Annotated in this window: 22 protein-coding genes and 1 other RNA gene; 13 read left to right on the forward strand and 10 right to left on the reverse strand. The window is 68.8% G+C overall.

Annotation, left to right across the window (positions count from 1 at the left end; translation table 11 throughout):
* Nucleotides 1-2: 2 nt before the first annotated feature.
* Entirely contained in the window at nt 3-722 is a 720-nt protein-coding gene (locus E4M01_RS05690) for a polysaccharide deacetylase family protein (RefSeq protein WP_245161287.1), read from the forward strand.
* On the opposite strand, the gene E4M01_RS05695 is transcribed toward E4M01_RS05690, so the two are convergent.
* The 3 genes from E4M01_RS05695 to nudC are packed head-to-tail and all read right to left on the reverse strand — an operon-like array spanning nt 719 to nt 4,322.
* On the reverse strand, nt 719-1,606 hold the full coding sequence (locus E4M01_RS05695) for a hypothetical protein (protein ID WP_135061815.1): 888 nt from the start codon (nt 1,604-1,606) through the stop codon (nt 719-721). The genes E4M01_RS05690 and E4M01_RS05695 overlap by 4 nt on opposite strands.
* Nucleotides 1,607-1,651: 45 nt before the next feature.
* Nucleotides 1,652-3,352 (reverse strand): M1 family metallopeptidase, encoded by a 1,701-nt coding sequence (locus tag E4M01_RS05700; protein WP_135061814.1) that lies wholly within the window; start codon nt 3,350-3,352, stop codon nt 1,652-1,654.
* Nucleotides 3,353-3,401: 49 nt separating this feature from the next.
* Complete coding sequence (nudC, locus tag E4M01_RS05705; protein WP_135061813.1) at nt 3,402-4,322, reverse strand: NAD(+) diphosphatase; 921 nt, start codon at nt 4,320-4,322, stop codon at nt 3,402-3,404.
* A gap of 76 nt (nt 4,323-4,398) precedes the next feature.
* On the opposite strand from nudC, the gene ffs reads away from it, so the two are divergent.
* An RNA gene (ffs, locus tag E4M01_RS05710) (signal recognition particle sRNA small type) lies at nt 4,399-4,497 on the forward strand.
* A 64-nt stretch (nt 4,498-4,561) separates the two neighbouring features.
* Here ffs and E4M01_RS05715 read toward each other — a convergent pair.
* Entirely contained in the window at nt 4,562-6,676 is a 2,115-nt protein-coding gene (locus tag E4M01_RS05715; RefSeq protein ID WP_135061812.1) for a S46 family peptidase, read from the reverse strand.
* 196 nt (nt 6,677-6,872) lie between these two features.
* Between E4M01_RS05715 and E4M01_RS05720 the strand changes: the two genes are divergently transcribed.
* From E4M01_RS05720 to E4M01_RS05730, 3 genes are read left to right on the forward strand one after another with little or no spacing between them, the layout of a single operon-like run.
* Nucleotides 6,873-8,048, forward strand: a complete 1,176-nt coding sequence (locus E4M01_RS05720) for an ABC transporter permease (protein WP_135061811.1) — start codon at nt 6,873-6,875, stop codon at nt 8,046-8,048.
* Nucleotides 8,045-8,800, forward strand: a complete 756-nt coding sequence (locus E4M01_RS05725) for an ABC transporter ATP-binding protein (protein ID WP_135061810.1) — start codon at nt 8,045-8,047, stop codon at nt 8,798-8,800. Before E4M01_RS05720 ends, E4M01_RS05725 begins: the two co-directional genes overlap by 4 nt.
* A gap of 21 nt (nt 8,801-8,821) precedes the next feature.
* Nucleotides 8,822-9,835, forward strand: a complete 1,014-nt coding sequence (locus E4M01_RS05730) for an HlyD family secretion protein (protein ID WP_135061809.1) — start codon at nt 8,822-8,824, stop codon at nt 9,833-9,835.
* A gap of 117 nt (nt 9,836-9,952) precedes the next feature.
* Here the strand turns inward: E4M01_RS05730 and E4M01_RS05735 are convergent, their stop codons facing one another.
* Both E4M01_RS05735 and E4M01_RS14280 read right to left on the reverse strand, forming a co-directional pair.
* The gene (locus tag E4M01_RS05735) at nt 9,953-10,750 is read right to left on the reverse strand and encodes a crotonase/enoyl-CoA hydratase family protein (protein WP_135061808.1); all 798 of its coding nucleotides are present in this window, start codon (nt 10,748-10,750) and stop codon (nt 9,953-9,955) included.
* A gap of 109 nt (nt 10,751-10,859) precedes the next feature.
* Entirely contained in the window at nt 10,860-11,018 is a 159-nt protein-coding gene (locus tag E4M01_RS14280) for a hypothetical protein (protein WP_167765252.1), read from the reverse strand.
* 129 nt (nt 11,019-11,147) lie between these two features.
* Between E4M01_RS14280 and E4M01_RS05740 the strand changes: the two genes are divergently transcribed.
* From E4M01_RS05740 to tdh, 6 genes are all read left to right on the forward strand, one after another.
* The gene (locus E4M01_RS05740) at nt 11,148-11,357 is read left to right on the forward strand and encodes a DUF1289 domain-containing protein (RefSeq protein WP_135061807.1); all 210 of its coding nucleotides are present in this window, start codon (nt 11,148-11,150) and stop codon (nt 11,355-11,357) included.
* Nucleotides 11,358-11,414: 57 nt separating this feature from the next.
* A complete protein-coding gene (locus E4M01_RS05745) occupies nt 11,415-11,891 on the forward strand; it encodes a TIGR02281 family clan AA aspartic protease (protein WP_135061806.1) in 477 nt (158 codons plus the stop codon).
* Nucleotides 11,892-12,018: 127 nt separating this feature from the next.
* Nucleotides 12,019-14,769, forward strand: coding sequence for a TonB-dependent receptor (locus tag E4M01_RS14285; RefSeq protein ID WP_167765250.1), 2,751 nt, complete (start codon nt 12,019-12,021; stop codon nt 14,767-14,769).
* A 55-nt stretch (nt 14,770-14,824) separates the two neighbouring features.
* Nucleotides 14,825-15,406 (forward strand): DUF4232 domain-containing protein, encoded by a 582-nt coding sequence (locus E4M01_RS05755; RefSeq protein WP_135061805.1) that lies wholly within the window; start codon nt 14,825-14,827, stop codon nt 15,404-15,406.
* Between the two features lie 43 nt (nt 15,407-15,449).
* On the forward strand, nt 15,450-16,655 hold the full coding sequence (locus E4M01_RS05760; protein WP_135061804.1) for a glycine C-acetyltransferase: 1,206 nt from the start codon (nt 15,450-15,452) through the stop codon (nt 16,653-16,655).
* Between the two features lie 11 nt (nt 16,656-16,666).
* A complete protein-coding gene (tdh, locus tag E4M01_RS05765) occupies nt 16,667-17,701 on the forward strand; it encodes an L-threonine 3-dehydrogenase (RefSeq protein ID WP_371682918.1) in 1,035 nt (344 codons plus the stop codon).
* A 16-nt stretch (nt 17,702-17,717) separates the two neighbouring features.
* Here the strand turns inward: tdh and E4M01_RS05770 are convergent, their stop codons facing one another.
* From E4M01_RS05770 to ctrA, 3 genes are all read right to left on the reverse strand, one after another.
* A complete protein-coding gene (locus E4M01_RS05770) occupies nt 17,718-18,794 on the reverse strand; it encodes an endo-1,4-beta-xylanase (protein ID WP_135061802.1) in 1,077 nt (358 codons plus the stop codon).
* 35 nt (nt 18,795-18,829) lie between these two features.
* Nucleotides 18,830-19,573, reverse strand: a complete 744-nt coding sequence (locus tag E4M01_RS05775) for a WecB/TagA/CpsF family glycosyltransferase (RefSeq protein WP_135061801.1) — start codon at nt 19,571-19,573, stop codon at nt 18,830-18,832.
* A 92-nt stretch (nt 19,574-19,665) separates the two neighbouring features.
* Complete coding sequence (gene ctrA, locus E4M01_RS05780; protein WP_135061800.1) at nt 19,666-20,367, reverse strand: response regulator transcription factor CtrA; 702 nt, start codon at nt 20,365-20,367, stop codon at nt 19,666-19,668.
* 321 nt (nt 20,368-20,688) lie between these two features.
* On the opposite strand from ctrA, the gene E4M01_RS05785 reads away from it, so the two are divergent.
* Nucleotides 20,689-21,045 (forward strand): chromosomal replication initiator DnaA, encoded by a 357-nt coding sequence (locus E4M01_RS05785; RefSeq protein WP_135061799.1) that lies wholly within the window; start codon nt 20,689-20,691, stop codon nt 21,043-21,045.
* Nucleotides 21,042-21,755 carry a DUF6456 domain-containing protein gene (locus tag E4M01_RS05790; RefSeq protein ID WP_135061798.1) on the forward strand — a complete coding sequence of 238 codons (714 nt, stop codon included), beginning with the start codon at nt 21,042-21,044 and terminating at the stop codon, nt 21,753-21,755. The genes E4M01_RS05785 and E4M01_RS05790 overlap by 4 nt, the downstream gene beginning before the upstream one ends.
* 4 nt (nt 21,756-21,759) lie before the next feature.
* On the opposite strand, the gene E4M01_RS05795 is transcribed toward E4M01_RS05790, so the two are convergent.
* Nucleotides 21,760-22,191 (reverse strand): SufE family protein, encoded by a 432-nt coding sequence (locus E4M01_RS05795; protein WP_135062702.1) that lies wholly within the window; start codon nt 22,189-22,191, stop codon nt 21,760-21,762.
* Nucleotides 22,192-22,216: the final 25 nt, after the last annotated feature.

The raw sequence follows: 22,216 nt of genomic DNA on the forward strand, positions 1-22,216 counted from the left end.
AGATGCGTAGACGCGCGGGGCGCTACCTCGGGCGTCGCCCCATCCAGATCAAGCCGCCGCGCGGCGTGCTGAGCCTGTCGTTCGACGACATCCCGGCCTCGGCCTGGCGCGCAGGCGGGCCGGTCTTGGGCGCGCACGGCTTAAAGGCGACCTTCTATGTCTGCGGCGGTCTGGCCGGCGGGACCAATCTGGACCTGCCGCAGTTCGAGACTGAAGATCTGCAGGCCCTTTACGCCGACGGGCATGAGGTCGGGTGCCACACCTTCGAGCACGTCAGCTCCCTGGCGATCTCGCCGAGGGTGCTGGAGGCCAGCTGGGCGCGCAACGCCGCCTGGGTGGCCGAGCGGCTGGACGGGGCGGTGATGGACACCTTCGCCTGGCCGTTCGGCGACTGCGCCCTAGAGGCCAAGAGCGGCGCGGCGCGGCGGTTCAAGCTGGCGCGCGGCGTGCGTGACGGCGTCAATGCGGGCCGCGCTGACCGCACCAATCTGCAGGCCATCGGCCTGGAGAGCCGCCGCATCCCCGGCTACGACTTCGACGCCCTGTGCGCCGAGGCGGCCCAGACCAACGGCTGGCTGATCGCCTATGGCCACGACGTGTCCGACAGCCCGACGCCATACGGATGCACCCAGCGCGACATCGAGCGCCTGATCCTTTCGGCCAAGGCGGCCGGGCTGGAGATCCTGCCCGTCAGCCGCGCCTTCGACCGGGTGACGGGCTAGGCCGCCCCCCGCGCGCGGCCCCAGGCGACCAGACTGTCGCGCGGCCAGGCCATCAACCAGGACCGAGCGGTGTAGTCGCCGCTGTCGATCAGGGCCTTGCGGGTCGGAGAGGCCGTGCCGGCGCGCAGAGTGTGGATCTCGCCCGGCCCCTGATGGACCATGAAGGCGCCCCCCTTCAGCGGGTTCAGCCGCAGATGCGCCAGACGCGGGCTGATTTCGGTCAGGGGCGGATCGTAGAACCAGCTTGAGCCGATCATGCCGGCCAGTTCGGGCTTGCGCTCGCAGATGGCCGCCGCCGTCGCCCAGGCGCGGTTCCAGCCCTCTTCGTTGAAGTCGTCCAGGTGGCGGCTTTCGGTATGCACCTCCAGCCAGGTCTTCCAGCCGCCGTGGCGCAGCCAGTTCAGCGGCGCCGACAGGCCGCGGCCTTGAAGCGCGTGCCGCACGGTCTGGCCGGGGCCGAAGGGAGACGACAGGTCGATCACCTGGCTGCGCGCGCCGGGCACGCTGAGCGCCAGGGCGAACCGCACGTCCTTGGCCCAGAAGTCGGCGTCATAGGGCTCGACCGCCTCCAGCAGGAAGTCCGCCATCTTGTCGAGCCAGTAGGGATAGAGGTCCAGGACCTGCGGCGGCATGTCCAGATGGGCTGCCCGCTCGACGACGCCCAGAGCCCAGCGCGCGATCAGGCCGCGTCGCACCGCATCCTCGGCCTTGGGGCCCAGCACGATGTCGACGGCCTGGGCCGGCAGGGTGAAGTCCCAGTGCGAGGCGGCGTCGGCGGCTCGGCGTTCGGCCTCGGGCGCGGCGGCCTTGACCCGTGCGCGCTGGCCGTCGCTCAGTCCGGCCAGAACCTGGCGGAAACGGTCTTCGGGGCTGGGCGTGTCCATGACGTCAGTCTCCCACGCAGCCGTTAGCGAAAGGCTGGGCCCGCATCAGCCGGCGTTCCGGGCGCGCCAGGCCTGATAGGCCTCGATGTGCGGCTGTCGGCGCAACACCTTATTGGCCGGATCGATCAGAACGTGGGCGCGGCCCGGAACCGCGATCTCGCCGCGTCCGTCGGTCATGGGCACGACGGTCAGCGCGCCATCCACCTCGACCTCGATCGGCATGGGAAAGGGGCCGTCGTCGCCGGTCTTCCACTCCAGGCTCAGTCGCCCCCCCTCACGCGTCTGGACCAGGTCGGGCAGCTCGGCCTGGCGCAGATAGGCGTGGAAGAACCAGCCCAGGTCACGGCCCGTCACCTGGTTGACGATGGCGACATAGTCGTCAGTCGAGGCGTAGCGCGGCTGGAAATTGCCGGGCGCTGGGTCCGTCCTACCGTACACCAACTGGCGCAGGCTGTCGTAAAAGGCTTCGTCGCCGATCATGAGTCTCAGCGTATGGGCGACCAGCGCGCCCTTGTAATAGAGGTCCAGCCCCGGCCCGCGCGCGCCCTCGTAGACCTCGCCCGAGGTGCGGCTTTGCCCGGAGACGACGGGGAACTTGTTGGCCACGGTCAGCCGCATGGTCTGCAGTTCAGACGCCATCGCCCGGTCGCCGTTCAGCCAGCGGGCGTAGAGCGGCTGCATATAGGTGCCGAAACCCTCGTGCAGCCACATGTGATCCCAATCGGTGTTGGTGATCTGGTTGCCGAACCATTCGTGGGCCAGTTCGTGCTGCAGCAGCCAGTCGTAGCCCTTGCCGTCCAGCCGGTAGCCGTTGCCGTAGGCGTTGATGGTCTGGTGCTCCATGCCCAGGTGCGGGGTGACGACCACGCCCATCTTCTCGTCGGCGAAGGGGAAGGGCCCGATGGTCGCTTCGTAGAAGTCGAGCAGTTTGGAGAACTCGGCGAACAGGTCGGCCGCCTGCATCGGATCGTCCGTCTCCAGCCGCCAGAAATGCAGGGGAATGCTGTTGCCGAACCGGCTCTCATAGGTCCCGGTCATCTCGACATAGGGGCCGACGTTCAAGGCCACCGCATAGGTGTTGGGCTGGCGGGCCGTCCAGCTCCAGGTCGTCGTGCCGTCGCCGTTGTCGGTCCTGCCCACCAAGCGGCCGTTAGAGGGCGCCGAAAGACCTTCAGGCACGGTGATGTGCAGGTCCATGCGCTGGGGCTCGCCTTGCGGATGGTCGATGCAGGGCCAGAACAGGTCGCAGCCCTGGCCCTGGACGGCGGTTGCGATCCACGGCTGACGGCTGGGCGCAGTGCGCCAGACGAAGCCGCCGTCCCATGGCGCGCGCAAGGCTTCGTGCGGCGCGCCTGAATAGGCGATGCGCAGGCTGACCGACTGACCGGGCGACAGGGCAGCGGGCAGCGGCACGGTCATGCGGCCTTCGGGGTTGGTCCAGCCGGTGACTTCCGCGCCGTCAATGGTGACCGCGGAGACGTCAAAGCGGGTGTCCAACTCGACCACCAGGGCGGCCACGGGCTCGGTCGCCGTGAAGTCCAGCGTCGCCACGGCCTCAAGCGACTTGGTCTCCGCCAGCACACGGATCGCAAGGTCCGCCTTGTCGAACCGAACCGCCAACTGCTCGGGCGCACGTGGGTGGCCGGTGTCGAGCGTGAACGCCGTCGATACGCGCGGCGGCGACTGGCTCAGGGCCGGCGCGGCGGCGACGCAGAGCAGGGCGACGAGACAGAGGCGCGCGATCATGTTCGCAAACTAGACATTTCGCGCGGCGCATCAACCGCAGCCTTCGTCGTCAGCCGGCCGCCCAGGCCTCCAGCAGGGTGCGGGCGATGGCGATGGGCGGGGGCGGCTTGATCGGGTGCCGGCCGGCCAGGCAGTCGCGCGCCTCGTCGCGGGTCAGCCAGGCGACGGCCTCAAGCTCGGTCTGGTCGGGCCGGGCCTGGTCGGACGAGACGTCCGCCATCAGCCCGATCATCAGCTGTGAGGGAAAGGGCCACGGCTGGCTGGAGTGGTAGCGCACGGCGGTGACCTCCAGCCCGGCCTCTTCCTTGATCTCGCGAGCGCAGGCCTCCTCGATGGTTTCGCCGGGCTCGAGGAAGCCGGCCAGGGCCGACATGCGCCCGGCGGGCCAGGCGGCCTGGCGGCCCAGCAGGCAGCGCGGCCCATTGGGACCGTGGTGGATGGCCAGCATGATGACCACCGGGTCGACGCGCGGGAAATGCTCGGCTCCGCAGGCAGGGCAGACGCGCTTCCAGCCGCCGCAGGCGTCACGCGTGGCCTTGCCGCAGGCGGCGCAGAAGCCGTGGCGGCGACGCCAGTCGAAAAGGCTCTTGGCCGTGCCGGCCATGGCGGCGTCCGGGCCGGGCAACAGGGCGGCGGCGTCGCGCATCTCGTAAAAGGCGCCCAGACCGCGTGCGGAGCCGGCCGTGGGGTCGATCGAGCCCTCGAACTCGATGGCGAACACCGGCTCATCGTCCCAGCGGCCCAAGAAGACCTCGCGGTCGGGAACCATGTCGCGCGCCTGGTCGAACGGCAGCCAGGCCAGGCGGGGCCCGTCGGGCGCGTCTTCCAGCAGCGGGCGGCCTTCCCACAGCACGAGCGCCAGGGCGCCGTCGCGCTCGGCCTGCTCGGCCAGCCAGTCGGGATCGTTGCGCAGGTCGCCGGCGCGATCCAGCGGATTGCCGGCGAAGGTGTTGAGGGGATCGAGCGACATGATCTCTCCATAGGCCCAGCGGCGCGCTTGGCGAAGGCGCCGCTTGAAATCCGACGCGTCAGCGGCGATATGGGGGGCGGAGATCGGCGCGGGCGAAGGCTTCGCCAATCTGGTCAGGGCCGGAAGGCAGCAGCCACAACGAAATCCCCTTCGGGTCGTGTTCGGTCTCCACCCTCGTTCCGGCGAGGCGCGATGTGAAATGGGGCGGTCCGCAAGGACCGCCCCTTTCGCATTTCCGATCAGCGGCGCGTCCGGCGCGCCGGGGTCGTGACGCCCAGTTCCTCCAGCAGGCGCGGCTGGTCATAGACGTTGCGCAACGCCTCGGTGATGGCGGCGGTCGAGACCGACACCGTGCGGTTCAGCTCGCCATCGTAGCCGAAGCTGCCGCCCAGCGAGTGGATATTGCCGTCGAACGCCGCGCCGATGACCTCGCCGGCCGCGTTGATCACGGGCGAGCCCGAGTTGCCGCCGATGATGTCATTGGTCGAGACGAAGTCGTAGACCACGCTCTTGTCGATGCGGTTTTCGGCTTCCAGGAACTTCTCGGCGGCATTGAAGGGCTCGGAGCCGGTGGCGCGTTCGTACAGGCCGCCCATGACGGTGGTCGGCGGCACGGTCACGCCGCGATAGGTCCAGCCCTTCACCTCGCCGTAGCTGAGACGCAGCGAGAAGGTCGCGTCGGGATACAGGTTGTCTCCATAGACGGCGAAGCGGGCCTGGGCGACGCGCTCGGCCGCGCGGGCGCTGGGGGCCGAGACCTTGGCGTTCCACTCGGTGCGCAGAGCCTGGGCGGCGTCATAGTTGCGAAGCGCCAGATCGATCATGGGATCGTTCAGGGCGGCCAGCTGCTCGACCGTCATGTCCAGGGCGGCGACGCGATAGGCGGCCTCGTCCAGCCGTGTGCCCTCGACCGCGCGTTCGGCCAAGGCCTCGGGGCTTTCGCGGCCCAGCAGGTTTTTGACCGCCGCATTGTCGACCGTCAGATACTCGCGGGTCTTGGACAGCCAGAAGCCGAGACGGATTTCCTCCAGGTCGGACGAGATCGGCGTCTCTTCCTGCAGCTGGGTGCGGGCGCGGGCGACGGCGGCCTCGGTGAAGCTCGGCTGGCGCTGATCGGCCGGCTTGGAGCGTTCCTTGGCGACGCCGACGATGGCGTTGGCCATGCCGTACAGGGTCGAGCCGCCGCCGGCCGAGGTGGCCAGCTGGCGATAGGGGACCGCCAGGTCGCGGGCCGCGGCTTCGACGGTTTCGAGCTCGGTCCAGGGATCGCCGATGCGTTGCTGCAGGGCCGGGTCGGCCGCGACGCGCTGGCGCAGCTCGGCCTCTTCCTGCTGCTTGCGGCCAAAGAAGGCGGGGTCCAGCAGGGCCTGCTGCTGGCCGTACCAGACCTTGAAGCTGTTCTCGAGGCCGAAGATCGGGTCGACCGAGACGCGCTTCGCCTCGTCGCCCGTGGCCGAATAGGCCAGCAGACGGCCGCGCAGTTCCGAGCTCTGGATCAGCTGGAGCGGCAGCTGCTGGTCGCGCAGGCGCTCCAGCTGGGCGATCGTCAGCAGGCGCTGGGTCGTGCCCGGGTTGCCCGCGACGAATGTCACGTCGCCCTCGCGCGGGGCGTTGGCGTTCCACTTGAGGTGATTGGGTGTGGCGGCCGGGCGGCCGTCCTCGTAGGCGCGCAGGAAGGCGCCGTCGAGCGCATAGCGGGGGAAGTTGAAGTTGTCGGGATCGCCGCCGAAGAAGGCGGCCTGGAACTCTGGCGCGAAGACCAGGCGCACGTCGTCGTACTTGCGGAACTTGTACAGGGCGTAGCGGCCGCCGCGGTAGAAGCTGATGACCTGGCAGGTCAGCTTGGCGTCGTCGCCGCAGTTCTCCTGCTGGATCTTCTGGGTCTCGGCGCCGCGCGCCTGGATGAAGGCGGCGCCTTCCAGGCCCTGGCCGGCGCCCAGGACGCGGTCGGTCACGTCGACGATGTCGGTCAGAACCTCGGCCGTCTGGCCGGGGCACTGCTTCTCTTCCTCGCGGGTGGCCGGCATCCAGCCGTTCTTGACGTAGTCGTTCTCGGCCGAGGACAGCTCCTGGACGCAGGACACGACGCAGTGGTGGTTGGTCAGGATCAGGCCTTCGGGCGAGACGAAGCTGGCCGAGCAGCCCTGCAGGCGCACCGCGGCGCCGCGCACGCGGTCCAGCCAGGCCTGGTCGATCCGCGTGCCGTACTTGTCGTTGACGGTCTGGATCGGGAAGTTGTCCAAGGTCCACATGCCTTCGTCGGCCTTCGCGGCCGAGGCGGGCAGGGACAGGATGGTCGTGGCGGCCATCAGGACGCCGAGGGAGGCGGTCAGGCGAAACGAGGCGAGCGACATGGGGCGTCTCCGATGCCGACGTCTGCGCGCCGGTCGTGGTCCGAGGGTGCGTCAGGCTGACGCACTCAAGCCCTCTACGCCCGCATGTCGCCAAAGCAAAGGGGGCGCCCCCTTCGGGCGCCTTACCCCGATTTAACTTGGCCCCGGCCGCCCATCCCGTCAGATGACTAAGTCAGTTCATGGGCTTTCCGTTTTCATGTCGCTCGCGCTTTCCACGCTGCTGTTCGAGTGGCGCCGCTATATGGCGGCGGTCATGGCGTTGGCGCTGTCGGGCTTGCTGGTGCTGGCCATGACGGGGGTCTTCATCGGCATCGGCAAGGGCTTCACTGCCCAGATCGAGCGCTCCCGCGCCGACATCATCGTCATGCAACCTGGCGCCAAAAGCCTGATGGGCGGGCCGTCGGGCGTACCGCGGCGGTTCATCCCTCTGGTCTACAACCATCCTGACGTGCGCGAAGTTCGCCCGCTGGCGGGGTCGGGCGGATCATTCCAGAGCGTCAAGAACGTCGATCCGACCATGAGCCAGGCCGACCGCGCCAAGCAAGGCGCGCCGCGCCAGCGGTTCGTCCAGGCTAGCGTGATCGACACAGCGCCTGACGCCGTGACCATACCGACCGACTATTCCCAGGAACTGGTGGACGCTCTGCGCCAGCCCTACACCATCGCCATCGACGAGACGGCGGTTCAGGTGCTCGGCGTCAAGCTGGGTGAAAAGGCGCTCTACAACGGCCAGACCGTGACCGTCGCGGGCATCACTCGCGGCTATCCCAACATGATGCAGCCGAGCATCGTCATGAGCCGCGACACAATGCGGATGTTGGGTCAGACCAGCGAGTCCAGCCCTCGTGTCGGTCCATTGATGGTGGCTCTGAACAATCCCGGCCGCGCCGATGTCGTCGCCGCCCAACTCAACGAATTGGGCAATGGCCAGTACAAGGCCTGGACGCGTCAGGAGCTCGCCGACGCCAACTCGGCCGCCATGTTCGAAGAAGGCATTCTGGTCATCATCATCGGCGGCTGCGTGGTCCTGGGCATCATCATCGGCGTGGCCATCACCTGGCAGACGCTGCGGGGCGCGATCATGGCCAATATCAAGGAATTCGCTTCACTGCGGGCCTTGGGCGTCTCCATGGGCTCGCTGCGGCGCATCGTCGTCGAGTTGAGCTTCTGGGTCGGGGTGGCGGGCGTCGCGGCCGCCATTTTCCTGACGTGGCTGGTGCAGCTTCTGGCTGCGGCCAACGCTGTCATCATTGCGCTGCCGCCGATGCTGCTGATCATCGTCGGCGGCGGGCTGATCCTGATCGCCATGGGGTCGGGCTTGCTGTCGCTCGGCGTCCTGAAGAAGAGCCAACCGGCGGATCTGCTCCGATGAATGCTCACACCACACTGCATGGCCAGCATGGCTCGCCGGCGATCGAGGCCAACGGCCTGGTCAAACGATTCAAGAGCGGGCGCGCCTTCGTTCAGGTGTTGAAAGGCGTGGATTTCGATGCCCGTCACGGCGACCTGACCATGGTCATGGGCCCCTCGGGCTCCGGAAAGTCGACCCTGATCGCCGCCCTGTCGGGCCTGTTGCGTCCCGAGGAGGGCCGGGTGGACGCGCTGGACGTCGACGACCTGTGGAAGCTGTCCTCGGGCCGGATCGACAAGTTCCGCCTGGCCAACTGCGGCTTCATCTTCCAGGGCTTCAACCTGTTCCCGTCGCTGACGGCGCTGCAGCAGGTCGAGACGGTGCTCAAGTATCAGGGCCTGTCCAAGTCCCAGGCGCGCAAGCAGGCGACCCTGTCGCTGCAGGAGGTCGGGCTGGGTCATCGGCTGAACCAGCGGCCCGCCGCCCTGTCCGGCGGCGAAAAGCAGCGCGTCGCCATCGCCCGCGCCCTGGCCAAGAATCCGAAGATCCTGTTCGCCGACGAACCGACCTCGGCCCTGGACGGCGAGAACGGCCAGGTGGTCATCCGCCTGCTGCGCCGGGCCGCCACCGAACACGGCGCCGCCGTCATCTGCGTGACCCACGACCCGCGCCTCGAGGCCTGGGCCGACCGCGTGATCCATATCGAGGACGGCGTCATCATCGACGATCAGCGCCGCATCCCCAATCCCGACGCCGTGCTGGCGTCGCACTGACCCTGCCTTAGGACCTTCGACATGCCCGCCTTCCTGAAGAACAAGTGGCTCTGGATCGGATTGCTGCTGGTCATCGTGCTGGTGGTCGGTTTCCTGTTCATGCAAAGCGCCAGCGCCGCCAAGAAGGCCGAGGCCGAGCGCGCGGCTGCGACCCGGGTGGAGAGCCCCTACGCCGCCATCGCCAACGGCCGCGTCGATGTCGAGGGCGGTCTGATCCAGATCGCCGCGCGCCGCGGCGGGGTGGTCCGCTCGGTCCTGGTTCAGGAAGGCGACCGCGTCACCGCCGGCCAGATCCTGGCCCGGCAGGAGGACGACGAACCGCGCCTGGCCGTGCAGCGCGCTCAGGCCGAGGTGGCCCAGGCCGAAAGCCAGCTGGCCGCGATCCGCGTCGACATCAACACCGCTCAGCGCGAGCACGACCGCCTGGCGCGCCTGGTCGACACCAACTTCGTCGCCGCCGCCCGCATGGACCAGGCCCGCGACGCGATCTCGACCGCCCAAGCGCGGCTGGCCTCGCAGCAGGCCTCGGTCCAGACCGCCCGCGCACGCCTGAACGAGGCGGCCTATAATCTGGAGCTGACGGTCATCCGCGCGCCCATGGCCGGCCGGATCGTTCGGCGCTACGCCAATCCCGGCGCCGGCGCCTCGACCCTGAACGTCTCAACCATGTTCGATCTCGAGCCCGACACGCCGCGCATCGTCCGCGCCGAAATCGTCGAGAGCGACATTCCCAACATCGCCGCCGAACAGGCTGTCGAGATCACGCCCGAAGGCGATCCCTCCAAGGTCTATGTCGGCGCCGTGATCCGTCGCGCCGCCGTCTTCGGCGCTCGAAAGCTGGCGTCCGACGACCCGTCGCAGCGCACCGACGAGCGCGTGGTCGAGGTCGTGGTCTCGGCCAATGACGCGCCCCTGCTGATCGGCCAGCGCGTCCTGGTCAAGTTCATGAAGCCGGGCGAGACGGCCGGCGCGCCGCGCGAAGCCGCCATCGGCGTGCCCGCCAACCGCGCCATGCGCACGCCGACGAACACCTAGGCTTTCGCAATATCCGGATTTCCCGCTTGTCCGCGCGAAGGCGAGGATCCAGCCGGCGCCGGGCTCGACCTGGGATCATCCGAACCCCCGCCTTCGCGGGGGCGAGCGGGAAGAGAACTATCGGCCCTTGAACTGGGCCGGGCGCTTTTCCAGAACGGCGGCCACGCCCTCGGCGTGGTCCTCGGTCAGGTGGGCCAGGGCCTGCATGGCTGCGGTCATCTCCAGCATCTGATCGAAGTTCACGTCGCGGCCCTGGCGAAGCAGAGCCTTGGCCATGCGCAGGGCGTGGGGCGGCTGGGCGGCGACCTCGCCGGCCAGGGCCAGGGCGTCGTCCATCAACCGTTCGGGCGTGGTGACCTGGTTGACCAGGCCCCAGCGCTCGGCCGTATCGGCGTCGATCGAGCGGCCGGTGAACAGCATCTCGGCGGCGCGGACATAGCCGACATTGCGCGGCAACAGCCAGGCTCCGCCGTCGCCGGGCACGATGCCCAACTTCAGGAAGGGCACGCCGAACCGGGCCTGGGTCGAGGCCAGGCGCAGGTCCGCCAAGCCGGCGATGTCGCAGCCCAGCCCCATGGCCGGCCCATTGACCGCCGCGATCAGCGGAACTTCGAGCCCATAGAGAGAGCGAACGATGCGATGGACCACGCGACGATAGGCCTGACGCAGGTCGGCGCCGCCGCCCTGGAAAAGGTCACGCTTGTCGCGCATGGCGGTCAGGTCGCCGCCGGCGGAAAAGGCGCGGCCCGCGCCGGTCAGGATCACGCAGCGGACCTCCGCGTCCGCGTTGACGGCATGGCAGGCGCGGGCGAAGGCCTCTCCGTCGTCCGGGTCGGGCAGGGCGTTCAGGCGCTCGGCGCGGTCCAGGGTCCAGATTTCGATGGGGCCCCTGCGTTCGACGACGATCAAGCTCATGCGTGTGTCTCCTCAAGTCGTCCGGCCATGCCCGGCCCGTCGCCGGGCCGCAATTGAAAAACCCCGGCCGTTCTGACCGGGGTCTTGGAAGATTCAAAGGTGCGCGCGTTCAGCGGCGCAGGCGCTTTGGATCGATCGGCACGAAGTTGGACGGGTGGCTGACCACGCGGTCGGCTGCGCCGTTTGTCTGTTTCGTGTTCACCAGCATCCCGCCGAAAAGGGCGAATGACAGCATGGCGTGTTGGAGGTTGCGGCTTCTATCGTTCATTATTGGCGTCTCCTTTCGCTAAACGATGAAAAGAGACGCGTCGTGCTTGTCGGGGAATTTCACCCTTCTCAGTCGTTTCGCGTCAGGGCCTATGTCGCATTTCTGTCATGAAAAGTCAAGGTTGCCGTCATGAACGGCCCCCCTCGCGCCGTCCGAACGCCGTGCGTCAACGTCTGCGTGGTCGATGGCGCGTCCAGCCTGTGCTTGGGCTGCTACCGGACGTTGGAGGAAATCGGGCGCTGGTCGCGCTTCGACGAGGCGCAGCGCGAGCGGATCATGGGCGAGTTGCCAGGCCGGGCGTCGCGCATTGATCCGGCCTTGCGCGCGCCGCCCGGTTAGATTCCGGCAACCACGTCGCTTCACCTCGTCCAAAGGCGAGCGTGTCAGGTTGTGGTCATGTTCCGCTTCGACCCTCGCTCCCTGTCCGTCGGCGCCCTGGCCCTGGCGGCGGCCCTGACCACCGCCTTCTGGCTGGACCGGATGGACGGATCGGCCCAGGCGGCCGAGCCCGCCGCGCGCGTGGCCCGAGCCGACGACGGCCACTATTGGGCGCGCGCCTCGATCGAGGGGCAGCCGATCGACCTCATGGTGGACACGGGCTCCAGCCTGGTGGTGCTGACGCGGCAGGACGCCGAGCGGCTGGGCTATCGGCTGGATGAGGCCGACTACAGTGTTCGGCTCAGCACGGCTGCGGGCCCGGTGGCTGCGGCGCCGATCCGTCTGGCGGTCGTTGGCGTCGGCTCGGCCCGGGTCGAGCGCGTCGCCGCCCTGGTGGCGGCCGACGGCCTGCCGCACTCGCTGCTGGGCATGAGCTATCTGGGCCGGCTGTCGAGCTTCGAGGCCACGCCAAGGGACTTGACGTTGCGCGGCTGACACAGTCGCCCGCATTTCACCGGCATTACACGACGGTAATGCAGCCGGTCACCCCACAGCCACGTTCGCCCCCGAACTGAAAAGCCGCCCGCGCGACGGAAGCCGCGCGAAAACTCGTTTGTGTGTGATGACCCGTTTGACCTCCTTGCTCGCCGCGACGGCGCTCAGCTCCATCCTGACGGCGGGGGCGGCCTACGCCCAGACCGCGCCCCAGACGCCGCCGCCGGCCCAGGATGACGAGGTCTATGATCTCGGTGAATTGACCGTGTCCGCCAGCCGCCCGCGCGGTTCGGTCGACAGCGACATCCCGCCGGACATCGTGCTGGACGAAGAGATGATCCGCACCTACGGCGCGGGCAACATCCAGGAGCTGATCGCCGCGCTGGAGCCCCTGACCCAGTCCAGCCGCGGTCGTGGCGGCGGCCAGCCGATCTTCCTGCTGAACGGCCGCCGGGTGTCGAGCCCGCGCGAAATCTTCAGCATCCCGACCGAGGCGCTGGAGCGCACCGAGATCCTGCCTGAGGACGTGGCCCTGGCCTATGGCTACCGCGCCGACCAGCGGGTGGTGAACTTCGTGTTGAAGCCGACCTTCCGCTCGGTGACGCTGCAGGCGGACGGGCGGGCGGCCACCGCAGGCGGGCGGACCCAGCTGGGTGCGGACGCCGACTTCTTCCGCGTGGACGGGCTGAACCGATCGACCTTCGACATCGAGTATCGCCGCGCCGGCGCCCTGTTCGAGGACGAGCGCGACATTGTTCGCTCGGATTCGGGGCGACCCTTCAGCCGACGCGGGACGGTGACCGGGCTGCTGGACGACGGAATGATTGGCGAGATCGACCCGGAACTGTCCGCGCTCGCGGGTTCAACGGTGACGATGGCCCTGGCGCCCTTGTCCGCCGCGAACGGTCCGGTGGGGCTGGACGCCTTCGTCGCCGGGGCGGGCCTGTCGGGATCTGAGGATCTCACCGAGTCGCGCACCCTGTTGCCGCGAACGGAGTCGATCGAGCTGAAGGGTTCGATCACGCGCGATCTGTCGCAAACCCTGGCCGGCACGATCAGCGGCAGCATCCAGGACCAGTCCAGCCAGAGTTTCCTGGGCCTGCCTGGCTCGGTCTTCGACCTCGGGGCGGGCAGTCCGTTCTCGCCGTTCAGCAACGACGTCCTTGTCTATCGCCTGCTGGATGCGCCAGAGAGCCTGACCCGTGACGTCGACACCCGCACCCTGGAGGGCAGCGGCCAACTGGACGGCTATCTGGGCGACTGGCGCTGGACGCTGACGGGAAACTACAGCCGGGTCGAGACCGATACGCGCACCGGCCAGGGGTTGGACGACCAGGCGCTGCAAGACGGCGTGGCGGCCGGAACGATCAACCCCTTCGGCCCGATCGATGCATCGCAGTACGCGGCTCTCCCGTCCGACACGGCCAACTCGATCGCCAGCACGGCGGGGGCCGAGATGGTCGTGCGCGGTCAGCTGTTCGACCTGCCGGCCGGCGGGGTCAACGCGACCCTGACCGCCGGGGCCGACACCCGCTCGCTGGATTCGACCAGCGTCAGGTCCGGCGTGACCACCGACCGGTCGCAGTCGCGCGACCGGGGCAATGTCAGCGCCAACCTGAACCTGCCGCTGACCAGCCGCGACCGCGAGGTCTTCGGCTGGGTCGGGGACCTCTCGGCCAACTTCAACGCCGGCTATCAGGAGCTGTCGGATTTCGGCGGCCTGACCAGCCTGGACGTCGGACTGAACTGGTCGCCGATCGAGAAACTGTCGTTCAACGTCGGCTTTGCCGGTGAAGAAGGCGCGCCCAGCGTCCAGCAGTTGAACGACCCCGTCGTATCGACCCCCAATGTGCCGGTGTTCGACTTCGCCACGGGCCAGACCGTCAACATCACCCGCATCGACGGCGGTAATCCCAACCTGGCGGCCGACGACCGCTCGACCCTGCGTCTGGGCATGAACTTCCGCCCGTTCGAGAGCCAGGATCTGCGCCTGCAGGCCAACTACACCCGCAGCGAAATCCGGAACTCCATCGCCACCTTCCCCACCATCACGCCTGACCTGGAAGCGGCCCTGCCCGAGCGTTTCGAGCGCGACGCCGACGGCAACCTGGTTTCGATCGACGCCCGGCCCCTGAACTTCGCCAGCACCAATCGCCAGGACATCCGCTGGGGCCTGAACTATTCGCGCGCCTTCGGCACGCCCACGGTGCCCCAGCGCGGCCAAGGCGGCCCAGGCGGGCAGCGCGGACCGGGTGGCGGCCGTGGGGGCGAGGCCGTTGTCGTGAGCTCTGGCGGTCCCCCGCCGGGCGGCGGAGGCGGCGGGATGCAGTTCCGGGGCGGCCCCGGCGGCGGGGGCCCGGGCGGTCGCGGACGCGGCCCCCAGATGCAGCCGGGCCAGGGGCGGTTCAACGTCTCGCTGTTCCACACCTACCGCATCCAGGACGAGATCCGCATCCGCGACGAGCTGCCGGTCATCGACCTGCTGGACGGTGCGGCGGTCGGGTCGCGCGGCGGCCAGCCGCGCAACGAGGTCCAGTTCCAGGCTGGGGTGTTCAGAAACGGCTTCGGCGGCTTCCTGAACGCGACATGGCGTGACAGCACGCGCGTGGATGGCGGACCGACGGGCGAGACCCTGTTCTTCGACGACCAGTCGACGGTCAATCTGAACCTCTTCGCCGACCTGTCGTCGCGCACGGCCTGGGTCGAACGCTATCCGTTCCTGAGGGGCGCGCGGATCACCCTGGGCGTCGAAAACCTGTTCGACAGCCGGCTGCAGGTGCGCAATGCCCTGGGCGTGACGCCTCAAGGCTACCAGCCGGATTATCTGGACCCGCAGGGCCGTGTCGTGCGCCTGACGCTGCGCAAGCTGATCTTCTGACCGGAGCTTCGATGGCCGCAGAGCGTTGAGGGCAGGTCAGCACCGGGAGCCGACCATGATCCAGCGCGCCGTCCTCATCGCCACGGCCCTTTCGGCCGGCCTGGCCGCCTGCGGTCAGGCCGAAAGCCCGCCGCCCGCCACGCCCGCCGTAGACCCCGCTCCGGCAGAGGTCGGTCCGGCCGCGTGCCGCAGCGCGGACATGCAACTGGCCACGGCCGGCGGGGACGCCGGCATGGGCAATCGAGTGGCGGTTCTGTCGGTCCTCAATCGCGGGGAGGGGGCCTGCGAGCTGGTGGGCTATCCGACCGTGACGTTGGCCGACAAGGCCGATCGCCCGCTGGGATCCATCGAGGCGCGACAGCATCCGGGCGCGTATTTCAGCCAGGGTGACGCGCTACGGCCTGTGGTGGTCCAGCCGGGCGCGCGAGCCTACTTCGACCTGGCCTGGAATGTGATGCCGCACGAAGGCGACGGCGAGGTCGTCTGTCCCATCGCCACGACCGTCAGGGTCGCCGCGCCAGGCGACGGCGCCTTCGCCATGCTGCCGATGGAGCTGACCCCGTGCGGCGGTTCTGTGCGGGTCAGTCCTTTCCGCCCGACGGCCGAGGATGAAGCGCCGGCCTCGCGGGCGGCCTGATGCGGGGTTCAAACCGTCGCGAAAAGCGCGTAGCGGAGACGCCATGACCGCTTCCGACACACAGTCCTTCCACGACCGTATCTCCGCCGAACTGGCCGACATCGACAGCCAGGGCCTGACCAAGCCCGAGCGCGTCATCGCCAGCCGCCAGGGGCCGGTGATCTCGGTCAATGGCCGCCAGGTGCTGAACTTCTGCGCCAACAACTATCTTGGCCTGGCCGGCGACGACCGCGTGGTGAAGGCCGGTATCGAGGCGCAGGAGCGCTGGGGCGCCGGCACCGCCTCGGTGCGCTTCATCTGCGGCACGCTGGAGATCCACAAGGAACTGGAACGTGCCATCGCCGACTATCTCGGCTTTGAGGACGCCATCCTGTTCGCAGCCGCCTTCGACGCCAACGGCGGCCTGTTCGAGCCCCTGTTCGGGGCCGAGGACGCCATTGTCTCGGACAGCCTGAACCACGCCTCGATCATCGACGGCGTGCGGCTGTGCAAGGCCAAGCGCTATCGCTTCGCCAACTCCGACATGGCCGAGCTGGAGGCTCAACTGAAGCAGGCGCGGGCCGACGGCGCGCGCGACATCATCATCGCCACCGACGGCGCCTTCTCGATGGACGGCTATGTCGCCGATCTGAAGGGCGTGCGGGAACTGGCCGACCGCTACGGCGCGCTGATCATGGTCGACGACTGCCATGTCACCGGCTTCATGGGCGAGCGCGGGCGCGGCTCGTTCTCGCACTGCGGGGTCAAGGTGGACTTCGTCACCGGCACCTTCGGCAAGGCGCTGGGCGGGGCCATGGGCGGCTTCATCTGCGCGACGGCCGAGGTGGTTCAACTGCTGAAGCAGCGGGCGCGGCCCTATCTGTTCTCCAACGCGCTGAGCCCGGCCGTGTGCGGCTCGTCGATCGAAGCCATCCGCATCGCGGGCGGAGACGAGGGCGACGCCCTGCGCGCGCAGCTGTTCGCCAACGCCAAACGCTTCCGCACGGCGATGACCGAGGCTGGCTTCGACCTGTTGCCGGGCGAGCATCCGATCATCCCCGTCATGCTGGGCGACGCCAGGCTGGGGCAGGACATGGCGGCGCGCATGCTGGAGCTGGGCGTCTATGTCATCGGCTTCTCGTTCCCGGTCGTGCCGCGCGGCCAGGCCCGCATCCGCACCCAGATGTCGGCGGCGCACACCTTCGAACAGATCGATCAAGCGGTCGCGGCGTTCACGACGGCCGGCAAGGAATTGGGAGTGATCGAATAATGACCGAGACCATGAAGGCCCTGGCCAAGACCAAACCCGCCGAAGGGCTCGAGCTGATCGACGCGCCCATTCCCGTCGCGGGCGACGAGGACGTGCTGATCAAGGTGCACAAGACCGCCGTCTGCGGCACCGACATCCACATCTGGAACTGGGACGAGTGGTCCCAGAAGAACGTGCCGGTCCCCATGATCACCGGGCACGAATTCTCGGGCGAGATCGTCGCCATCGGCAAGGACGTGGACCGTCGCCTGAAGGTCGGCCAGCGCGTCTCGGCCGAGGGCCATGTCATCGACCTGAACTCCGAGGCGGCCCGCGCCGGCCATTTCCACCTGGATCCCGACACGCGCGGCATCGGCGTGAACCGCCAGGGCGCCTTCGCCGAATACGTCGTGGCCCCGGCTTTCAACGTCATCGAGCTGCCCGACGATGTGCCCTATGAGATCGGCTCGATCCTGGATCCGTTCGGCAACGCCGTGCACACGGCCCAGCAGTTCGACCTTCTGGGCGAGGATGTGCTGGTCACCGGGGCCGGGCCCATCGGCATGATGGCCGCCGCCGTCGCGCGCCACGCGGGCGCCCGCACCGTCGTGCTGACCGACATCAACGACTTCAGGCTTGAGCTGGCGCAGAAGGTCGCGCCGGGCGTGCGCACGGTGAACACCACCAAGGAAGACCTGCACGACGTCATGCACGAGCTGGGCCTGAAGGTCGGCTTCGACGTGGCGCTGGAGATGTCGGGCTCGCCGATCGCCTTCAAGCAGTGCGTCGACACCCTGATCATGGGCGGCGGCATGGCGCTGCTGGGCATTCCGTCCAAGCCGATGGAGACCGATTGGGGCGCGATCATCCTCAAGGCCCTGACCATCAAGGGTGTCTACGGGCGCGAGATGTTCACCACCTGGCGCAAGATGCTGGGCCTTCTGAAAGCCGGTCTGGACCTGCAGCCGCTGATCACTCACCAGATGCCGTACCAGGACTTCGAAAAGGGCTTCGAGGTCATGAAGGCCGGCAAGTCGGGCAAGGTCGTCCTGGACTGGGCGGCCTGATCCAGGCCGCCTGAGCTTAGGCGCTCAATCCCTCAACGAAGCCCGCGAACATGGCGGTGGGCTGGCCCCAGTCGTCGAACAGCACGAGGCTGTCGCGCCCGTCGTCGCGCGGCGGGCGGCGCAGCCAGCTGTCGCGGTCGCGCAGCGCCCAGGTGGTGATGCCATATTGCTGAGCCGCCGGCAGCTCCATGTAGGCCTGGACCAGTTCGCGCGTCACGGCGTGCTGGCGCGCGCGCTTGTGCTTCAGGCTGCGGGTGTCCGGCAGCCGGCCCTCGCGCCGCTGGGTCGCGTCCAGCTCGGAGATGTGGATGGGCAGGCCGAACCTGGCGGCCTCGCGGATGAAGTTTCGGATCTGGCCGTCGGCGATCTCGATATCCAGGTGGGACTGCACCCCCAGCCCGCCCAGCGGCGCGCCGAGCGTCAGCAGCCGTTCGACCAGGCGCAGATAGGTCGCCCCCTTGGTCGGATTGTTCTCCAGATTGTAGTCGTTCAGGAACAGGACCGCGTTCGGGTCGGCCGCCTTCGCCTGCTCGAAGGCCCGCACGATATAGGCCTCCTGCCCGCCCAGCCGCTCGCTCCACAGGCAGTCGCGCAGGCCGTTTCCGTCCTCGGCCACCGCCTCGTTGACCACGTCCCAGCCGATCATCCGTCCGGCGTAGCGGCCGGCGACCTCGCGGATGTAGCGGTCGTACTCCCCGGCGAACCGCTTGGGGTCCAGGGTCATGAAGTAGGGCGCTTCTTGCGCGTACCAGATCAGGGCGTGACCATGCAGGCCCAGGCCGTTGTCGCGCGCGAAGTCGGCGATGCGGTCAGGCGCGTCGAAGCGGTAGTCGCCCCGATTGGACTGGAGCACATACTCCATCTTCAGCTCCCACTCCGGCGTGATCTGGTCCAGCTGACGACGCGCCAGCTCGACCCAGGACGGGTCGTCCAGATAGGCGCTGGGCACGCAGGCCCCGACGGGAAAGGGCGCGATGTCCTTCAGCGCCGGAACGGGTCCGGTCCAGGGGGCGGGCTGGGCTTCGGACCGGCAGGCGGCCAGCGCCAGGCCGGAGGCGAGCACAAGACGGCGGGAGGGATCGGCGCGGGTCATGGCGCCACTCTAGGGCGAGGACCTTACCCCCGGCCTTACGGGCGACCGCGCGCCACGTCGGCGAACTTCACGGCCGAGCGCCAGTAGCGCAGGCCCAGTCGCTTGGGGTCGCCCGCCAGCCGCCACAGCCATTCGCCGTTCAGCCGCTGGACCCAGGCCGGGGCGCGGCTGACCTCGCCGGCGATGAAGTCCAAGGCCGCGCCCACGCACAGGAAGCCGGCCTGGGGCACGCGATCCGCCAGGGCGGCGGCCAGCAACTCCTGCTTGGGCGCGCCCAGGCAAAGCAGCACCAGCCGCGCACCCGAGGCCGCGATCCGCTCGGCCATGGCCTGGACGAAGGCGGAATCGTCCTGTGGTGCGGCTGGGACCATCGGCGTCTCGGCGCCGGCGATGCTGAGGCCCGGATGGTCCGCCCGCAGCCGCTCCAGGGCCCGCGCCTGAGCGTCCGGCCCCGGCCCCACGACATAGACGGGCAGGCCGTCGCGCGCGGCTCGCGCCATCAGCGGCTCGACCATGTCGGATCCGCACACCCGATCCAGCACCGCCCCCTGGCGACGCGCCAGCCAGACGATGGGAAAGCCGTCGGCGCTGACCAGTTCGGCCCGCGCATAGGCGGCGCGGAAGGCGGGCTCGTCCAGCTTGACCAGATGATCCAAGTTCAGGGTGAACAGCAGAAAGCCCTGGCCGCGCGCGGCGCGCGCCGCCGCGACGTCCACCGCCTGATCCAGGGTCGCCAGATTGACCCCGATGCCCTCGATCCGCGCCAGTTCCTGCGGCATGGCCCCTCACGAAAACGCCCGCCGGGTGACCGGCGGGCGTGTGTTTCCTGCGCTAGGCTCGGCTCGCGGAGCCTAGCGGCTTTAGCGTCGCCTTAGGCCGCCGCGCTCTTAGCGCCCTCCGCCGGATCGCGCAGCACATAGCCGCGGCCCCAGACGGTTTCGATGTAGTGTTTGCCGCCCGCCGCTGTCGCCAGCTTCTTGCGCAGCTTGCAGATGAAGACGTCGATGATCTTCAGCTCGGGCTCGTCCATGCCGCCGTACAGGTGGTTCAGGAACATTTCCTTGGTCAGGGTCGTGCCCTTGCGGAGCGAGAGCAGCTCCAGCATCTGATATTCCTTGCCGGTCAGGTGCACGCGATGGCCGTCCACCTCCACCGTCTTGGCGTCCAGGTTCACGGCGATCTCGCCGGTGTGGATGATGGCCTGGGCGTGACCCTTGGAGCGACGCACCACGGCGTGCACCCGGGCGATCAGCTCGTCCTTGTGGAAGGGCTTGGTCAGATAGTCGTCGGCGCCGCCGCCGAACGTCTTGACCTTGCTTTCGATCTCGTGGCTTCCGGACAGGATCATCACCGGCGTATTGACCTTGCCGACGCGCAGCTGACGCAGAACCTCGATGCCGCTCATGTCGGGCAAGTTCAGGTCCAGGAGGATCAGGTCGTAGTCATAGATCTTGCCCAGATCGATGCCTTCTTCGCCGAGGTCGGTCGTATAGACGTTAAAGCCTTCCGACTTGAGCATCAGTTCGATGCTCTGCGCCGTCGCATGATCATCTTCGATAAGCAGGACGCGCATTCATGCCCCTCCAGGCAAAGCTTGACAGTCGCACCGCGCGAGAGCCGAGCGGTAACCTTGTTCCGACGTTAATCTCTCAAAACCTTAAGAAGGGTTAACGTCCCCAATTGAGACGAATCGTAGGCTGATTTGCGAATCGCCGTCGAGAGTCCCGATTCGCTCAAGCGAAAATAAATTAACCACCCCGAACGCCCCTGCGGTCGCCGCAACCTGTGAGCGATCCTGCGTCCGACTCTGACGTTGAGTAGGGATATATTCCTATCACGAGAGCGGGCGCCCCTAGGCTGGGCGCTCGTGATAACCAAAAGGAGTTCGGGGACAATGCGGGAAGCCTATTTCGTGCCGGTGGGCCAGACGGATCGGATCAAGGCGGACCTGGCGGTGCATCTGGTCGCCGCCGCCTTCGGCGTTCCGGCCGAGCGGATCATGGCGCGCGGCCGCGCCGAGCCGATGGCGTGTCACGCGCGGCGCATCGCCATCTACATCGTGCACGTCACATACGGCTGGACGCTGGAGCGAGTGGGCCACGTCTTCCGCGTCAATCGCGCCACGGCCGGCACGGCCTGCCGCTGGGTCGAGGACCGCCGCGAGGAGCCCGCCTTCGACGAAACGGTGGAGCGGCTGGGCGAAAGCCTGATCTGGCCGTCGGCCGCCCCGGCGCGGGGGCTCTTGGCATGAGCCGGGCGGTCGAACGCGCGCGCGGCCTGCTGGCGCGGCCCGGAGCCTGGCTGGACGCGGGCGAGGACGGCTATCGGCTGAGGCTTCGCCCCGACCGTCGCGCCCGGCCGGCCTTGACGTTGGACGAGCCCGCCTTTCGCGCCCTGATCGACCAGCCGGGCCTGCGCCTTCGGCAAGGCGGCGGCTGGACGGCGCGGGAGGCGGCGCGGCCCGAGACCCCGGCCTTCGCGGGACGGCCCGGCATGGTCGAGGGCGTCCGGCAGGTCGTCACGCCCGACGGTGTCCTGGCCTCGCGCCGGGCCAATCTGGGGCAGTCGCCGATCGCCTGGCTGGCGGCGCGTCGCGACGCCTCGGGCGCGCCGCTGCTGACCCCTGCCCAGGCCGCCGCAGGCGCGCGCCTGACCCTGGACGCCGAACGCGCCCAGGCGGGCCCGGCCCTAACCATGCGTTGGGACGCCCTGCCGCGCTCGGGCGCCGGCGGGCGCACCCGCCGCTCCGAGCCGACTGACCCCGCCCTGGCCGCCGGCCGTCGCGTGGCCGAGGCGCTCGCCGCCGTCGGCCCGCGCCATCGCGCCGTGCTGGACTGGATCTGCGTGCGCGGCTCGGCGCTGGCGGTCGCCGAACAGAGCCTGGGCCTGAAGCGACGCACCGGCAAACAGGCCCTGCGCGAGGCCCTACAGGCGCTGGCGGAGCACTATGGCGCGGGGTGAGGCCTCAGCCGGCCCGCGCGGCTTCCTCTCGGATGCGCCCGACCATGCTGTTCAGCCCATTGGCGCGCTGGCGCGTCAGGGCCGAGGGCAGGCCCAGCCGGTCGAGGGCGGCCCGCGCGTCGAAGCCCAGAATCTCGGCCGGCGCGCGGCCCGAGTACAGCTTCAGAAGCAGGGCGATGTTGCCCTTGGACAGAGCGCTGTCGGAATCGGCGTCGAACCAAAGCCGCCCGCCCGCCTCGCGGCTGGACAGCCAGACCTGGGCCGCGCAGCCCGGCACCTTGTTGGCCTCGATCCGGGCGGCGTCCGGCAGCGGCGCCAGCCCCTTGCCCAGGTCGATGACGTATTCGATCCGTCCCTCCCAGTCGCCCAGCAGGTCGAACTCCTCGACCAGTTCGGCGAGGGTCTCGTCGATCGAAAGGGCGGGCGGCGTTGTCATGCGGTGCAGATAGGGTCCCGGCCCC

This window comes from Brevundimonas sp. MF30-B (assembly GCF_004683885.1).
Classification (GTDB): domain Bacteria; phylum Pseudomonadota; class Alphaproteobacteria; order Caulobacterales; family Caulobacteraceae; genus Brevundimonas.

What these genes read in the sequence shown, in the direction of transcription:
- E4M01_RS05690 (WP_245161287.1), top strand. Translation starts at nt 3, where the DNA reads ATGCGTAGACGCGCGGGGCGCTACCTCGGGCGTCGCCCCATCCAGATC.
- E4M01_RS05695 (WP_135061815.1), bottom strand. Translation starts at nt 1,606, where the DNA reads ATGGACACGCCCAGCCCCGAAGACCGTTTCCGCCAGGTTCTGGCCGGA.
- E4M01_RS05700 (WP_135061814.1), bottom strand. Translation starts at nt 3,352, where the DNA reads ATGATCGCGCGCCTCTGTCTCGTCGCCCTGCTCTGCGTCGCCGCCGCG.
- nudC (WP_135061813.1), bottom strand. Translation starts at nt 4,322, where the DNA reads ATGTCGCTCGATCCCCTCAACACCTTCGCCGGCAATCCGCTGGATCGC.
- E4M01_RS05715 (WP_135061812.1), bottom strand. Translation starts at nt 6,676, where the DNA reads ATGTCGCTCGCCTCGTTTCGCCTGACCGCCTCCCTCGGCGTCCTGATG.
- E4M01_RS05720 (WP_135061811.1), top strand. Translation starts at nt 6,873, where the DNA reads ATGTCGCTCGCGCTTTCCACGCTGCTGTTCGAGTGGCGCCGCTATATG.
- E4M01_RS05725 (WP_135061810.1), top strand. Translation starts at nt 8,045, where the DNA reads ATGAATGCTCACACCACACTGCATGGCCAGCATGGCTCGCCGGCGATC.
- E4M01_RS05730 (WP_135061809.1), top strand. Translation starts at nt 8,822, where the DNA reads ATGCCCGCCTTCCTGAAGAACAAGTGGCTCTGGATCGGATTGCTGCTG.
- E4M01_RS05735 (WP_135061808.1), bottom strand. Translation starts at nt 10,750, where the DNA reads ATGAGCTTGATCGTCGTCGAACGCAGGGGCCCCATCGAAATCTGGACC.
- E4M01_RS14280 (WP_167765252.1), bottom strand. Translation starts at nt 11,018, where the DNA reads ATGAACGATAGAAGCCGCAACCTCCAACACGCCATGCTGTCATTCGCC.
- E4M01_RS05740 (WP_135061807.1), top strand. Translation starts at nt 11,148, where the DNA reads ATGAACGGCCCCCCTCGCGCCGTCCGAACGCCGTGCGTCAACGTCTGC.
- E4M01_RS05745 (WP_135061806.1), top strand. Translation starts at nt 11,415, where the DNA reads ATGTTCCGCTTCGACCCTCGCTCCCTGTCCGTCGGCGCCCTGGCCCTG.
- E4M01_RS14285 (WP_167765250.1), top strand. Translation starts at nt 12,019, where the DNA reads ATGACCCGTTTGACCTCCTTGCTCGCCGCGACGGCGCTCAGCTCCATC.
- E4M01_RS05755 (WP_135061805.1), top strand. Translation starts at nt 14,825, where the DNA reads ATGATCCAGCGCGCCGTCCTCATCGCCACGGCCCTTTCGGCCGGCCTG.
- E4M01_RS05760 (WP_135061804.1), top strand. Translation starts at nt 15,450, where the DNA reads ATGACCGCTTCCGACACACAGTCCTTCCACGACCGTATCTCCGCCGAA.
- tdh (WP_371682918.1), top strand. Translation starts at nt 16,667, where the DNA reads ATGAAGGCCCTGGCCAAGACCAAACCCGCCGAAGGGCTCGAGCTGATC.
- E4M01_RS05770 (WP_135061802.1), bottom strand. Translation starts at nt 18,794, where the DNA reads ATGACCCGCGCCGATCCCTCCCGCCGTCTTGTGCTCGCCTCCGGCCTG.
- E4M01_RS05775 (WP_135061801.1), bottom strand. Translation starts at nt 19,573, where the DNA reads ATGCCGCAGGAACTGGCGCGGATCGAGGGCATCGGGGTCAATCTGGCG.
- ctrA (WP_135061800.1), bottom strand. Translation starts at nt 20,367, where the DNA reads ATGCGCGTCCTGCTTATCGAAGATGATCATGCGACGGCGCAGAGCATC.
- E4M01_RS05785 (WP_135061799.1), top strand. Translation starts at nt 20,689, where the DNA reads ATGCGGGAAGCCTATTTCGTGCCGGTGGGCCAGACGGATCGGATCAAG.
- E4M01_RS05790 (WP_135061798.1), top strand. Translation starts at nt 21,042, where the DNA reads ATGAGCCGGGCGGTCGAACGCGCGCGCGGCCTGCTGGCGCGGCCCGGA.
- E4M01_RS05795 (WP_135062702.1), bottom strand. Translation starts at nt 22,191, where the DNA reads ATGACAACGCCGCCCGCCCTTTCGATCGACGAGACCCTCGCCGAACTG.